The sequence below is a fragment of the Salinimicrobium sp. CAU 1759 genome, from assembly GCF_054482715.1.
In genome coordinates this window covers 84,445-99,785 of sequence record NZ_JBTLRK010000003.1, presented here as the reverse complement: position 1 = coordinate 99,785, position 15,341 = coordinate 84,445, and the positions used below count along the sequence as shown (strand labels likewise).

12 protein-coding genes and 5 tRNA genes are annotated in these 15,341 nt (G+C 41.8%); all 17 read left to right on the top strand.

What is annotated here, in order from left to right:
* The first annotated feature begins 173 nt into the window (after nt 1–173).
* Complete coding sequence (gene rpsU / locus ACXYMT_RS13725) at nt 174–368, top strand: 30S ribosomal protein S21 (RefSeq protein ID WP_029035711.1); 195 nt, start codon at nt 174–176, stop codon at nt 366–368.
* Between the two features lie 88 nt (nt 369–456).
* Entirely contained in the window at nt 457–1,362 is a 906-nt protein-coding gene (locus tag ACXYMT_RS13720) for a tyrosine-type recombinase/integrase (protein ID WP_459059668.1), read from the top strand.
* A gap of 26 nt (nt 1,363–1,388) precedes the next feature.
* A complete protein-coding gene (gene hpf / locus ACXYMT_RS13715) occupies nt 1,389–1,694 on the top strand; it encodes a ribosome hibernation-promoting factor, HPF/YfiA family (protein WP_324721503.1) in 306 nt (101 codons plus the stop codon).
* 98 nt (nt 1,695–1,792) lie between these two features.
* Nucleotides 1,793–1,866 (top strand) — tRNA-Thr (locus tag ACXYMT_RS13710).
* 150 nt (nt 1,867–2,016) lie between these two features.
* Nucleotides 2,017–2,102 (top strand) — tRNA-Tyr (locus ACXYMT_RS13705).
* 75 nt (nt 2,103–2,177) lie between these two features.
* Nucleotides 2,178–2,250 (top strand) — tRNA-Gly (locus ACXYMT_RS13700).
* Between the two features lie 165 nt (nt 2,251–2,415).
* Nucleotides 2,416–2,487: transfer RNA gene (locus tag ACXYMT_RS13695), tRNA-Thr, on the top strand.
* Between the two features lie 58 nt (nt 2,488–2,545).
* The gene (tuf, locus tag ACXYMT_RS13690; RefSeq protein ID WP_459059667.1) at nt 2,546–3,733 is read left to right on the top strand and encodes an elongation factor Tu; all 1,188 of its coding nucleotides are present in this window, start codon (nt 2,546–2,548) and stop codon (nt 3,731–3,733) included.
* Nucleotides 3,734–3,793: 60 nt separating this feature from the next.
* Nucleotides 3,794–3,866 (top strand) — tRNA-Trp (locus ACXYMT_RS13685).
* Nucleotides 3,867–4,005: 139 nt separating this feature from the next.
* Nucleotides 4,006–4,203, top strand: a complete 198-nt coding sequence (gene secE, locus ACXYMT_RS13680) for a preprotein translocase subunit SecE (RefSeq protein WP_168025835.1) — start codon at nt 4,006–4,008, stop codon at nt 4,201–4,203.
* Nucleotides 4,204–4,214: 11 nt separating this feature from the next.
* Entirely contained in the window at nt 4,215–4,766 is a 552-nt protein-coding gene (nusG, locus tag ACXYMT_RS13675; protein ID WP_324721505.1) for a transcription termination/antitermination protein NusG, read from the top strand.
* A gap of 76 nt (nt 4,767–4,842) precedes the next feature.
* Nucleotides 4,843–5,280, top strand: a complete 438-nt coding sequence (gene rplK, locus ACXYMT_RS13670) for a 50S ribosomal protein L11 (protein WP_324721506.1) — start codon at nt 4,843–4,845, stop codon at nt 5,278–5,280.
* A gap of 18 nt (nt 5,281–5,298) precedes the next feature.
* Nucleotides 5,299–5,997, top strand: a complete 699-nt coding sequence (gene rplA, locus ACXYMT_RS13665) for a 50S ribosomal protein L1 (protein WP_324721507.1) — start codon at nt 5,299–5,301, stop codon at nt 5,995–5,997.
* A 12-nt stretch (nt 5,998–6,009) separates the two neighbouring features.
* Nucleotides 6,010–6,531 carry a 50S ribosomal protein L10 gene (gene rplJ, locus ACXYMT_RS13660; RefSeq protein ID WP_459059666.1) on the top strand — a complete coding sequence of 174 codons (522 nt, stop codon included), beginning with the start codon at nt 6,010–6,012 and terminating at the stop codon, nt 6,529–6,531.
* Nucleotides 6,532–6,588: 57 nt separating this feature from the next.
* Nucleotides 6,589–6,966: a 50S ribosomal protein L7/L12 gene (rplL, locus tag ACXYMT_RS13655; RefSeq protein WP_459059665.1), complete on the top strand. Its 378-nt coding sequence runs from the start codon at nt 6,589–6,591 to the stop codon at nt 6,964–6,966.
* Between the two features lie 133 nt (nt 6,967–7,099).
* Entirely contained in the window at nt 7,100–10,912 is a 3,813-nt protein-coding gene (gene rpoB / locus ACXYMT_RS13650; protein WP_459059664.1) for a DNA-directed RNA polymerase subunit beta, read from the top strand.
* 65 nt (nt 10,913–10,977) lie between these two features.
* Nucleotides 10,978–15,279, top strand: coding sequence for a DNA-directed RNA polymerase subunit beta' (gene rpoC, locus ACXYMT_RS13645; protein WP_459059663.1), 4,302 nt, complete (start codon nt 10,978–10,980; stop codon nt 15,277–15,279).
* Nucleotides 15,280–15,341: the final 62 nt, after the last annotated feature.

Genomic DNA, 15,341 nt, shown 5'->3' with positions numbered 1-15,341 from the left:
TACCAATAACCAATGACTTATAGCTAGTAACCAAACCACTTGGAATATGGTGCTTGGAATTTGGAGCTTAATCTTGGCTGAAATAAAATTCAAATAAAAATAATTGAAATATTGTGGGAGTGGAGATTTAAATTATCTTTGCACCCTAATTTTTAAAGAAAGGAGGTGACACTATGTTAATTATACCAGTTAAAGACGGAGAAAATATTGATAGAGCGCTGAAGCGTTTTAAACGTAAATTTGATCGTACAGGAACAATGCGTCAGTTGAGAGATCGTCAAGCATTCACAAAACCGTCAGTAGAACGTAGGGCTCAAATCCAAAAAGCTGCTTACATTCAGCATCTAAGAGATCAGGAAGAGATCTAGAATCTATTCCTAAGCCTGAGTTCTTAGGTATATAATATTAACTGTTGATAGATAAAGTTTAATAACTTTGTTTGTCAACAGTTTTTTTATGCCTCAAAATCAAAACGAGCGTTTCTTTCAATATCTCGAGCTGGAAAAGAAGAATTCCGTTCACACCATCACAGCATATAGAGCGGATCTCCTGGCTTTTTCAGATTTCGTTGAGACTACTTACGGGGAGCAGGATCTAAAAGAGGTGAATTACTCCCAGGTGCGAAGCTGGATCGTGCAGCTGGTAGAGGTGGGGTTGTCTAATAACAGCATCAATCGTAAGATGTCATCTCTAAAAGCCTTTTACCGTTTTCTTCAAAAGACAAAACAGCTGGAGGTCTCTCCTTTGGCAAAGCACCGGGCGTTGAAGACGAACAGAAAGCTTCAGGTGCCATTTTCGGAGGCTGAGGTGGACACTGCATTATTAAAAATTCCTGCTGAAGGTTTTGAAGAAGTGCGGAATAAATTAATGGTGGAACTATTCTATTCTACCGGAATAAGACGGAGTGAACTCATAGGGATCAAACTTCAGGATGTGGATCTTTCTTCAGGAATTCTGAAGGTGAATGGGAAAGGCAACAAGGAGAGGTTCATTCCGCTTTTGTCAACAGTAGAGATCACCGCGAAGGAATATCTGGAAGAAAGAAAGGCTGTGGAAAATGACATTTCTGAGGGGTATTTTTTCCTGACGGCAGCAGGCGTTAAAATGTATGATTCCCTTGTTTACCGAACAATAAATAATTACTTTAGAGGTATCTCGAGTAAGTTAAAAAAGAGTCCGCATATCCTGCGACACTCCTTTGCTACTCACTTATTGAACCAGGGTGCTCATTTAAATGCTGTAAAAGAACTTCTGGGACATTCCAGTCTCGCTGCCACTCAGGTTTATACACATAACAGTATGGCCGAGCTCAACAAGGTCTACCAGAATGCGCATCCCCGGAACAAGAAGAAGGGATCTTAGAAATGTCTAATTAAAACTTCTATTTTATGAAAGTAAACGTGCAATCCGTGAACTTCCACGCAGATCAAAAACTGGTAAACTTCATTCAGAAAAAGCTTGACAAGCTTGAGAATTATTTCGACAACGTGATTTATGCCGATGTGTATTTAAAAGTTGAGAAAGCCAGTGATAAAGAAAATAAGATTTCGGAAATTTTATTAAGTATTCCGGGAGATGAACTGATTTGTAAAAAGAGGGGTAGGAAATTCGAAATAGGTGTGGATGAATGTGTTAGTTCATTGCAAAGGCAGCTTCAAAAACGCAAGAGGAAATTTAATGCCCAGGTAGCATAAAAATATTTTTCTCAAATGTTTTGAGAACAGATTTAAATTTATACATTTGCAGTCCGTTAGAAATAGCGGGCTTTTTTTGTGAAAAAGTTTTGAATTTTGCCGATGTAGCTCAGCTGGCTAGAGCAGCTGATTTGTAATCAGCAGGTCGTGGGTTCGAGTCCCTCCATCGGCTCTGAAAAACCGCAGAAAACCGGTTTTTAAAGTTCTTGAAATTTTGAATTAAAAAGCTTTGGTTGGTAAATTAATTTTCTATTAATTTGCGGCTTCAAAAAAGTAACCATTCCAAAGCAATGGTTCTCTGAAATATTGAAAGGTAAAAATTGGGGAGATACTCAAGCGGCCAACGAGGACAGACTGTAAATCTGTTGTTTTTTAACTTCGCAGGTTCGAATCCTGCTCTCCCCACCACCAAGGTTCAAAGTTTCAGGTCTAAGGTTTCAGGTTTTTAACCTTGAACTTTAAACTTGGAACCTTGAACCAAATGCGGGAGTAGCTCAGTTGGTAGAGCGTCAGCCTTCCAAGCTGAATGTCGCCGGTTCGAACCCGGTCTCCCGCTCAAAGCTTTCCTTAGGAAAGGAAATATTAAAGGAGTTTGCTTCTTTTAATACTGGAAAGAACCTCACGCCCCGGGCGTGATTTTCTGCTAGAAAAGAATTAGCAACTGCTCTTGGTCCAACAGGTTGTCTCCCCAAAACAAGCTTTGACGGAGGTGACTTTTTTTGCCGACGTAGCTCAGGGGTAGAGCGTTTCCTTGGTAAGGAAGAGGTCACGGGTTCAATTCCCGTCGTTGGCTCTGAGATTTGTATAAAATTGAACACTAATATATAACTAAGATTAAATAAGTATTAATTATGGCAAAGGAAACTTACGATCGGTCCAAGCCGCACCTTAACATAGGTACAATTGGACACGTTGATCACGGAAAAACAACTTTAACAGCAGCTATTACTAAGGTATTAGCTGATGCCGGTTATTCAGAAGCTAGATCTTTTGATCAGATTGATAACGCTCCGGAAGAAAAAGAAAGAGGTATTACAATTAACTCTTCACACGTAGAGTACTCAACGGCTAACCGTCACTACGCTCACGTTGACTGTCCAGGTCACGCGGATTACGTAAAGAACATGGTTACTGGTGCTGCTCAAATGGACGGTGCTATCCTTGTGGTTGCAGCTACTGATGGTCCAATGCCACAAACTCGTGAACACATCCTTCTTGGTCGTCAGGTAGGTATTCCTAGAATCGTTGTATTCCTTAACAAAGTGGATATGGTTGATGATGAGGAGCTACTTGAGCTAGTTGAAATGGAGGTAAGAGATCTTCTTTCTTTCTACGAATATGATGGTGACAACGGGCCTGTAATTTCTGGTTCTGCTCTTGGTGCACTTAACGGTGAGCAAAAGTGGGTTGACACTGTAATGCAGCTTATGGATGCAGTTGATGAGTGGATCGAGCTTCCAGAGCGTGATGTTGATAAGCCATTCCTAATGCCTATCGAAGACGTATTCTCTATTACTGGTCGTGGTACTGTTGCTACTGGTCGTATCGAAACTGGTGTTGCTAACACTGGAGATCCTGTAGAGATCATTGGTATGGGTGCTGGAAAACTTACTTCTACTATTACAGGAGTTGAGATGTTCCGTAAGATCCTTGATAGAGGTGAAGCTGGTGATAACGTAGGTATCCTTCTAAGAGGTATTGAAAAGAGCCAGATCTCTCGTGGTATGGTAATCACCAAGCCAGGATCTGTAACTCCACACGCTAAATTCAAAGCTGAGGTTTATATCCTTAAAAAAGAAGAAGGTGGACGTCACACTCCATTCCACAACAACTACCGTCCACAGTTCTACGTTAGAACTACAGACGTAACTGGAACTATTAACCTTCCAGAAGGTGTTGAGATGGTAATGCCAGGTGATAACCTTACTATTACTGTTGATCTTATCCAGCCAATCGCAATGAACGTTGGTCTACGTTTCGCTATCCGTGAAGGTGGTAGAACTGTAGGTGCTGGTCAGGTAACTGAAATCCTTGATTAATTAGGATCTAAATTTATAAAGTTGAGGTATTCACCATGGTGAATACCTTGACTTGTATTTACGGGTTTAGCTCAGTTGGTAGAGCACTGGTCTCCAAAACCAGGTGTCGGGAGTTCGAGTCTCTCAACCCGTGCACAAAAGAGTGGTCGCATAAAACCTCTTTTTCGAAACAATATTGATCAACTACATGGCCACCGAATTCCTTCCAAAAGAAAGGGGTAGTAAAACGGGAGCCGGCGCTTAAGATTTATTGAGCGGAAAAATTAAATACCATGGCAGGAATAGCAAATTACATTTCGGAGTCCTATAATGAATTGAAGAATCACGTTACCTGGCCAACCTGGGCAGAAGCACAAAGGTTAACTGTAGTGGTAGCTGTGTTCTCTATTATTTTTGCATTATTGATCTGGGGTGTGGATACTGTGTTTAGCGGTGTGATAGAGCAATATTTTGAATGGATTAAATCGTAAGTAGTATTGCTATGGCAGAGGTGAAAGACAAAAAGTGGTATGTAGTTCGTGCCGTAAGCGGACAGGAGAATAAAGTAAAGGAATATATTGAGCGCGAGATCGCTCATGAAGGTCTTGAAGATTTTATTGAACAGGTTCTTGTGCCTACAGAAAAAGTTATTCAAATTAGGAATGGCAAAAAGGTGAATAAAGAACGTGTTTACTTCCCCGGATATGTTATGATCCTTGCCAATATTGGTGGTGAGATCCCTCACATAATCAAATCTATAAATGGTGTTATCGGGTTTTTAGGTGAGACAAAAGGAGGAGATCCTGTACCTCTAAGAAAATCTGAAGTTAACCGCATGCTAGGAAAAGTGGATGAGCTTTCTGTGAAAGCAGACAATGTTGCAATTCCATTTACTATTGGTGAAACTATTAAAGTAATTGACGGTCCTTTCAACGGGTTCAATGGAACAGTTGAAAAGATCAATGAAGAGAAGCGTAAGCTTGAAGTGATGGTGAAGATCTTTGGTAGAAAGACTCCGCTAGAGCTTAGTTATATGCAGGTAGAAAAAGTATAATAACTGTTACACTATATATTTTTGGATAGTTTTAGTATGCTTCCACTAACAAAACTATCATCTTAAAATTAATAAAATGGCAAAAGAAGTAAGTAAGGTTGTTAAGTTACAAGTTCGCGGAGGTGCTGCTAACCCATCACCACCGGTTGGACCAGCTTTAGGTGCTGCCGGAGTTAATATCATGGAATTCTGTAAGCAATTTAACGGAAGAACCCAGGATAAGCAGGGAAAAGTATTGCCTGTTGTAATTACAGTTTATAAGGATAAGTCTTTTGATTTTGTAATTAAAACTCCACCGGCTGCAGTTCAGATCATGGAAGCTGCGAAGACTAAAAAAGGTTCTGGTGAACCAAACCGTAAAAAAGTAGCTAGTGTTTCTTGGGATCAGGTAAGAGCCATTGCTGAAGATAAGATGCAGGATCTAAACGCATTCACAATTGAGTCTGCGATGAAGATGGTGGCAGGAACAGCAAGATCTATGGGAATTACTGTAAAAGGACAAGCACCTTTTTAATCCAAAAAGAAATTGAAAATGGCAAGATTGACTAAAAAGCAAAAGGAAGCACAGTCTAAACTTGAAAAAGGTAAAACTTATTCGGTTGCAGAAGCTTCAGCTTTAATAAAAGAGATTACCAACGTAAACTTTGATCCTTCTGTGGATATCGCTGTTCGTTTGAACGTTGACCCTCGTAAGGCGAATCAAATGGTGCGTGGCGTAGTTACCCTACCACACGGTACAGGTAAAGACGTGAAGGTTTTGGCGCTTGTTACTCCAGATAAGGAAGCAGAAGCTAAAGAAGCCGGTGCAGATTATGTTGGTTTAGATGAGTACCTTGATAAGATCAAGGGTGGCTGGACAGATGTTGATGTTATCATCACTATGCCTAGTGTTATGGGTAAATTAGGTCCCCTTGGACGTGTTCTTGGACCAAGAGGTTTGATGCCTAACCCTAAGACCGGAACTGTTACTATGGATGTGGCTAAAGCTGTATCTGACGTGAAAGCCGGTAAGATCGACTTCAAAGTAGATAAGACAGGTATTGTTCACGCTGGTATTGGAAAAGCTTCATTTGAGGCAGATAAAATAGCAGGAAACGCAAGAGAATTATTAACTACCCTGGTAAAATTGAAACCTACGGCTGCTAAAGGTGTGTATATTAAGAGTATCCACATGTCTAGCACTATGAGTCCTAGTGTTGAGATCGATACTAAAAGGTTCACTGAGCAATAATATTATTGGATTATGACAAGAGAAGAAAAATCAAGAGTAATTGAAGATTTAACTGCCCAGTTAGCTGATAATACCACTATTTACCTGGCCGATATTTCAGGCTTAAACGCTTTGAATACATCAAACTTACGTAGAGCTTGTTTTAAGGCTAACGTAAAACTTGCGGTAGTTAAGAACACACTTTTGGCTAAAGCCATGGAGAGTTCAGATAAGGATTTTGGAGATCTTCCTTCAACTTTGAAGGGAAACACTTCCATCATGTTCTCTGATACAGGAAATGCACCGGCCAAAGTAATTAAAGAATTCAGAAAAAAATCTGACCGTCCCTTACTAAAAGGCGCGTTTATTGAAGAGGCTATCTTCATTGGAGATGACAAACTAGATACTCTGGTTAGCATCAAATCTAAAGAAGAAGTTATTGGAGATATTGTTGGATTACTACAATCACCTGCCAAAAATGTTATTTCGGCACTTAAATCTGGTGGTGGTAAGATCGCAGGAATTCTTAAAACCCTTTCTGAAAAAGAAGGATAGTTTAGTACGCACTTTTTAACAAACATAAATTACATTACATTTTAAAAACGATAGAAAATGGCAGATTTAAAAGATTTCGCAGAACAATTGGTTAACTTGACAGTAAAAGAAGTTAATGAGTTAGCTGATATTTTAAAAGAAGAATACGGGATTGAGCCTGCTGCTGCAGCTGTTGCTGTTGCTGGTGGTGCTGCCGCTGGTGGTGAAGAAGCCGCTGAAGAGCAGACTGAATTTGACGTAATCCTTAAAGCTCCGGGTGGATCAAAACTAGCCGTAGTTAAATTAGTAAAAGAACTTACCGGTCTTGGCTTGAAAGATGCTAAAGAATTGGTAGATAACGCTCCAAAACCTGTTAAAGAAGGAGTTTCTAAAGACGAAGCTGAAGCACTTAAAGCACAGTTAGAAGAAGCAGGAGCTGAGGTTGAGCTTAAGTAAGCTAAACCCACAGACAAATATAGGTTTAGACCCGGAGATTAGGTTCTCTGAGGTCTAAACCATTTTGCGTATATAAACATTTCCTGTTTATTTCCGCACCCTTTTTTATATAATAACATAATTCCGTCCATTGATGTTAGCAACGCAAACTGAAAGATTGAGTTTCTCTTCTGTAAAGAACAGGCCTGCTTACCCCGACTTTCTGGATATCCAGATTAAGTCATTCCAGGACTTCTTTCAATTAGAAACGAAATCAGAAGAAAGAGGAAATGAAGGTTTATATAATACCTTCATGGAGAACTTTCCAATTACGGACACCCGTAACCAATTCGTACTAGAATTTTTAGACTATTTTGTGGACCCGCCGCGATACTCCCTGCAGGAGTGTATTGAGCGTGGATTGACCTATAGTGTACCGCTTAAAGCACGGTTAAAGCTTTATTGTACAGATCCAGAGCATGAGGATTTTGAAACTATTGTTCAGGATGTGTACCTGGGGACGATTCCTTACATGACCCCAAGCGGGACCTTTTGTATCAATGGAGCTGAGCGCGTAGTAGTTTCTCAGTTGCACCGGTCTCCCGGAGTATTCTTTGGACAATCCTTCCATGCCAACGGGACAAAGCTTTATTCTGCCCGTGTAATTCCTTTTAAGGGATCCTGGATTGAATTTGCTACCGATATCAACAGCGTTATGTACGCGTATATCGATAGAAAGAAAAAGTTACCTGTGACTACCCTTTTCCGCGCCATTGGTTTTGAGCGCGATAAAGACATTCTGGAGATCTTTGACCTTGCAGAAGAGGTGAAAGTTTCCAAAACCGGACTTAAAAAAGTCCTTGGCCGTAAACTGGCTGCACGTGTATTGAACACCTGGTATGAAGATTTCGTAGATGAAGATACTGGAGAGGTTGTTTCAATTGAGCGTAACGAGATCGTTCTTGATCGTGATACCGTTCTTGAAAAAGAACATATTGAAGAGATCGTAGAAACCGGATCAAAGACTATCCTTCTTCACAAAGAAGATAATCAAACCGGAGATTACGCTATTATTCACAATACATTACAAAAAGACCCGACCAACTCTGAAAAAGAAGCGGTTGAGCACATATACCGTCAACTTCGTAACGCAGAACCACCAGATGAGGAAACTGCACGCGGAATTATTGACAAATTGTTCTTCTCAGACCAACGTTACAATCTTGGGGAGGTAGGTCGTTACAGAATGAACAAGAAACTTGGTCTTGATATCGCTATGGATAAGCAGGTGCTTACCCGTGAAGATATTATTACCATCGTAAAATACCTAATTGAGCTTATCAATTCTAAGGCAGAGGTTGATGATATTGACCACTTGTCTAACCGTCGTGTAAGAACTGTAGGTGAACAGCTGTCTCAGCAGTTTGGTGTAGGTTTGGCCCGTATGGCACGTACCATCCGTGAAAGGATGAACGTTCGTGATAACGAAGTATTTACTCCAATTGATTTGATCAACGCAAAGACTTTGTCTTCTGTGATCAATTCTTTCTTTGGAACCAACCAGTTGTCTCAGTTCATGGACCAGACGAACCCGCTTGCAGAGATCACTCACAAGCGCCGTCTTTCGGCTCTTGGACCTGGAGGTCTTTCAAGAGAGAGAGCAGGTTTCGAGGTGCGTGACGTTCACTATACTCACTACGGAAGACTTTGTCCTATTGAAACTCCTGAAGGTCCAAACATTGGACTTATTTCCTCACTTTCAGCTTATGCGAAGGTGAATTCAATGGGATTCCTTGAAACTCCTTATCGTGAGGTGGTAAATGGAAAAGTTAACGTTACCGATGAACCTAGATATCTAAGTGCCGAAGAGGAAGAAGAGAAAATGATCGCCCAGGCGAACATTGCAATGAGTGATGACGGTACGATTGAAGCCGATAGAGTAATTGCCCGTGAGGAAGGTGACTTCCCTGTTGTAGAGCCAACTCAGGTTCACTATATGGATGTTGCTCCAAACCAGATCGCTTCTATTTCAGCTTCATTGATTCCATTTTTGGAGCATGATGATGCAAACCGTGCTTTGATGGGATCGAACATGATGCGCCAGGCCGTACCTCTTTTACGGGTGGATTCTCCAATCGTTGGTACCGGACTGGAAAGACAGGTTGCTACAGATTCCCGGGTTTTGATCAATGCTGAAGGAGATGGAACTGTAGAGTATGTTGACGCACAAAAGATTGTAATTAAGTACGACAGGACTGAAGAAGAGCGTATGGTAAGCTTTGATTCAGATTCCAAAACTTACGAGCTTGTAAAATTCAGAAAGACAAACCAGGGTACTTCTATTAACCTGAAGCCTATCGTTAGAGTAGGAGACCGGGTGAGTAAAGGACAGGTGCTTTGTCAGGGTTATGCTACCGAAGCAGGGGAACTTGCTCTTGGACGTAACATGAAGGTTGCCTTCATGCCGTGGAAAGGGTATAACTTTGAGGATGCGATCGTGATCTCAGAAAATGTTGTGAGAAATGACATTTTCACCTCTATTCACATCGATGAGTATTCTCTTGAAGTTAGAGATACCAAGCTTGGTAACGAAGAATTGACAAATGACATTCCAAACGTTTCTGAAGAGGCTACTAAAGACCTTGATGAGAATGGAATGATAAGAATTGGAGCCGAGGTTAAGCCGGGAGATATTCTTATAGGTAAGATCACTCCAAAAGGAGAAAGCGATCCAACTCCTGAAGAAAAGCTTCTTAGAGCGATCTTTGGCGACAAGGCAGGGGATGTGAAAGATGCTTCTCTTAAAGCTTCTCCATCTTTGAGAGGTGTGGTAATTGACAAGAAATTGTTTGCCCGCGCCATTAAGGATAAGCGTAAGAGAGCTCAGGACAAGGAAGATGTTGCGGCACTTGAGAAAAAATATGAGGCGAAATTTGCCATTTTAAAGTCTGAACTGGTAGATAAATTGTTCGCGATCATTGGTGGTAAAACCGCCCAGGGTGTTATGAACGATCTTGGTGAGGAGATCCTTCCAAAAGGTAAGAAGTACACTCAAAAAATGCTTAACGCAGTTGATGATTACACTCACCTTACCCAGGGAACCTGGACCACAGATGATCACCTCAATGCTTTAGTTGCAGATCTTCTTCACAACTATCGTATCAAAGAGAACGATATACAGGGGAACCTGAGAAGAGAGAAGTTTACTATTTCTGTAGGGGATGAACTTCCTTCAGGAATTATAAAACTTGCTAAAGTTTACATCGCTAAGAAACGTAAACTTAAAGTGGGGGATAAAATGGCAGGACGTCACGGTAACAAAGGAATTGTTGCCCGTATCGTTCGTCAGGAGGATATGCCTTTCCTTGAAGATGGTACTCCAGTTGATATCGTGTTGAACCCGCTAGGGGTACCATCACGTATGAACATTGGACAGATCTATGAGACTGTACTTGGATGGGCCGGACAGAAGTTGGGTAGAAAATTTGCTACTCCAATCTTTGACGGGGCAACTATAGACCAGATCAATGAATTGACAGATGAAGCTGGAATTCCAAGATTCGGACACACTTATCTATATGATGGTGGAACCGGAGACCGCTTTGACCAGCCTGCAACTGTTGGTGTCATCTATATGCTTAAGCTGGGTCACATGATCGATGATAAGATGCACGCACGTTCTATCGGACCATACTCATTGATCACTCAGCAGCCTCTTGGAGGTAAAGCTCAATTTGGTGGACAGCGTTTTGGAGAGATGGAAGTTTGGGCGCTAGAGGCATATGGTGCTTCTGCAACCCTTCGTGAGATCTTAACTGTGAAGTCTGATGATGTAATAGGAAGAGCCAAGACTTATGAAGCCATTGTAAAAGGTGAGCCAATGCCAGAACCGGGACTACCTGAATCTTTCAACGTGTTGATGCACGAATTGAAAGGTCTGGGATTAGATATTAGATTAGAAGAATAAAGCTTTGTTGTGCAGGGCCGCAAACCCTGCACAGCATTTACAATAATTAGATAGCACCATTTATTATGGCTAGAAATAATGATAAGAATACAGTACAGAGGTTTAACAAGATCTCTATAGGTTTAGCTTCTCCAGAGTCGATTCTTGCCGAATCACGCGGGGAGGTTCTGAAGCCTGAAACTATCAATTATCGTACGCACAAACCCGAAAGGGATGGGCTTTTCTGTGAGCGTATCTTTGGTCCTGTGAAGGATTACGAATGTGCCTGTGGAAAATACAAAAGGATCCGTTACAAAGGGATCGTGTGTGATAGATGTGGTGTAGAGGTGACCGAAAAGAAAGTGCGTAGAGACCGCGTAGGGCATATTAACCTTGTAGTTCCTGTTGCACATATCTGGTACTTCCGTTCTTTACCTAACAAAATTGGATACCTGCTTGGTCTGCCTTCTAAGAAATTAGATATGATCATCTACTACGAAAGATACGTAGTAATTCAGCCGGGTATTGCCAAGAATGAGGATGGATCGCCGTTGAAGAAAATGGATTTCCTAACTGAAGAAGAGTACCTGAACATTTTGGATACCCTTCCGCAGGAAAACCTTTACCTGGATGAAAACGATCCAAACAAATTCATTGCAAAAATGGGTGCAGAGTGTCTTATTGATATTTTGCAACGCATTGATCTTGATTCTCTTTCCTATGAATTGAGACATAAGGCAAACAACGAGACTTCCAAGCAACGTAAAACTGAAGCCCTTAAGAGACTTCAGGTTGTGGAAGCACTTCGTGATGCAAACAAAAATCGCGAGAATCGTCCTGAGTGGATGATCATGAAAGTAATTCCAATCATTCCGCCGGAATTACGTCCGTTGGTGCCGCTCGATGGAGGACGTTTTGCGACTTCAGATTTAAATGACCTTTACCGTCGAGTAATTATCCGTAACAACCGTTTGAAGAGATTGATGGAGATCAAAGCTCCAGAAGTTATCCTTCGTAACGAGAAGCGTATGCTTCAGGAATCTGTGGATTCGTTGTTCGATAACACCCGTAAGTCTTCAGCAGTAAAAACTGATTCCAACAGGCCGTTGAAATCCCTTTCCGATTCCTTAAAAGGGAAACAAGGGCGTTTCCGTCAAAACCTGCTTGGTAAGCGTGTGGATTATTCGGCACGTTCGGTAATTGTTGTGGGACCTGAATTGAAGTTCTACGAATGTGGTCTTCCAAAAGACATGGCAGCCGAACTTTACAAGCCTTTCGTGATTAGAAAATTGATCGAAAGAGGTATTGTTAAGACGGTAAAGTCTGCCAAGAAAATTATAGATAAAAAAGAACCTGTTGTTTGGGATATTCTTGAGAATGTGTTGAAAGGACACCCTGTGTTGCTAAACCGGGCCCCCACTCTTCACAGACTTGGTATCCAGGCATTCCAGCCAAAACTTATTGAAGGTAAGGCGATCCAGTTGCACCCATTAGCGTGTACTGCATTCAACGCCGACTTTGATGGTGACCAGATGGCTGTTCACCTTCCGCTTGGGCCAGAGGCTATCCTCGAAGCTCAGCTGTTAATGCTAGGTTCTCACAATATTTTGAACCCTGCTAACGGTTCACCGGTTACTGTACCTTCTCAGGATATGGTGCTTGGTCTTTATTATATGACAAAGGCCAGAAAATCAACTGAAGAAAGACCTGTAAAAGGAGAAGGCCTAACGTTCTATTCTGCAGAAGAGGTGAACATCGCCTATAACCAGAAGAGAGTGGAGCTTAACGCGATGATCAAGATTCGCACAAAAGACTTTAACGAGGCTGGAGAACTTGTAAACCAGATCATCGAAACTACTGTTGGTAGAGTATTGTTTAACCAGGCCGTGCCCGAAAAGGCAGGTTTTGTGAACGAGGTTCTTACCAAAAAGTCCCTTCGTGACATTATTGGTAATATTCTTAAAGTGACAAGTGTTCCCGAAACTGCGGAATTCCTTGACGCTATTAAGGAGATGGGTTATGGATTTGCATTCCGCGGAGGATTATCTTTCAGCCTGGGAGATATTATCATTCCGGAAGAAAAGCAGTCTATGATAGACGATGCAAACGAGCAGGTTGAAGGTATTATAGGAAACTATAACATGGGTCTTATTACCAATAACGAACGTTACAACCAGGTTATTGATATCTGGACCTCTACGAACGCCGGCTTAACGGAATTGGCCATGAAGCGTATTCGTGAGGATCAGCAAGGATTTAACTCGGTGTACATGATGCTTGACTCCGGTGCAAGGGGATCTAAAGAACAGATCCGTCAGTTGACCGGTATGCGTGGATTGATGGCGAAGCCTAAGAAATCTACTTCAGGTGGTGGTGAGATTATCGAGAACCCTATCCTTTCCAACTTTAAGGAAGGTCTTTCGATCCTTGAGTACTTTATCTCTACGCACGGTGCACGTAAAGGTCTTGCCGATACGGCTCTTAAAACTGCCGATGCTGGTTACCTAACCCGTCGTTTGGTTGACGTATCACAGGATGTGATCATCAACGAAGAAGATTGTGGAACTCTTAGAGGTGTAGATGTTTCTCCGCTTAAGAAGAATGAAGAGATCGTTGAATCACTAGGAGAGCGTATCCTTGGTAGAACTGCCCTTCATGATGTGTATGATCCTTTGACCAATGAACTACTTGTTTCATCGGGAGTAGAGATCGACGAAGATATCGTGAGAAAGATCACCAGTGCTCCAATCGAGAGCGTTGAAGTGAGATCTGCTCTTACCTGTGAGGCTAAGAAAGGGATTTGTGTGAAATGTTACGGCCGTAACCTTGCTACCAACAAAACGGTACAAAAAGGTGAAGCGGTTGGAGTTGTAGCTGCCCAGTCTATTGGAGAGCCGGGAACACAGCTTACCCTTCGTACCTTCCACGTGGGTGGTATTGCAGGAAACATTTCTGAAGAGAATAAATTGATCGCGAAGTTCCCCGGAATTGCAGAGATCGAAGATCTTAAGACCGTTAAAGGAGAAGCTCCTGATGGTAGTGAGGCGGAGATCGTAATTTCAAGAACTTCAGAATTAAAACTGAAAGATCAGAAATCTGGAATTGTACTTAGTACGAGTAATATTCCTTATGGATCACAGATATTTATTAAAAATGGAGACAAAGTTTCCAAAGACGAGGTAATTTGCCAGTGGGATCCTTATAACGGGGTGATCATTTCAGAATTTGCCGGTAAGATCAAGTATGAGAATATCGAGCAAGGGGTAACTTACCAGGTGGAGATCGATGAGCAAACCGGATTCCAGGAGAAAGTGATTTCTGAAAGCCGTAACAAAAAGCTTATCCCAACGCTGCAGATCCTTGGAAAGAAAGACGAGGTAATTCGTTCTTACAACCTTCCTGTTGGTGCTCACCTTATGGTAGACAACGACGAGAAGATCAAAGTAGGTAAGATCCTGGTTAAGATCCCGCGTAAATCTTCGAAGTCCGGGGATATTACAGGAGGTCTTCCAAGGGTGACCGAGCTTTTCGAAGCGCGTAACCCATCTAACCCTGCTGTGGTAAGTGAGATCGACGGAGTTGTTTCTTTCGGAAAGATCAAACGTGGTAATCGTGAGATCATCATCGAATCCAAGCTGGGAGAAGTTAAGAAGTATCTTGTGAAGCTTTCTAACCAGATCCTTGTTCAGGAGAATGACTACGTGCGTGCCGGAATGCCGCTATCTGATGGATCTGTAACTCCGGAAGATATACTTTCTATCAAAGGACCAAGTGCTGTGCAACAGTACCTTGTGAATGAAGTTCAGGAAGTTTACCGACTGCAAGGGGTGAAGATCAACGATAAGCACTTTGAAGTAGTTGTAAGACAAATGATGCGTAAAGTAAGGATCGTTGATCCGGGAGATACGATCTTCCTTGAGAACCAATTGGTTCATAAGGATGATTTCACAGAGGAGAATGACGAGATCTTTGGAATGAAGGTTGTCGAAGACGCCGGAGATTCAGAGAACCTTAAACCGGGACAGCTTATTAGTCCGAGAGACTTGAGAGACGAGAACTCTATCCTTAGAAGAGAGGATAAGAATCTTGTTACTGCAAGGGAAGTAATTCCTGCGACAGCGACTCCGGTTTTACAAGGTATTACCCGTGCATCACTTCAAACCAAATCATTTATTTCTGCAGCATCCTTCCAGGAAACTACGAAGGTACTTAATGAGGCAGCTGTAAGTGGTAAGGTTGATGAACTTGAAGGACTAAAAGAAAATGTTATTGTTGGACATAGAATCCCGGCCGGTACCGGTCTTAGGGAGTACGACCATATCATTGTTGGTTCTAAAGAAGAATTTGACGAAATGCTTGAGAAAAAGCAGGAAGTAAATTATAACTAGGAAATTCCATCAACCGGATTTCCATTCAATAAAATCCCGGCCAATGCGGTCGGGATTTTTTT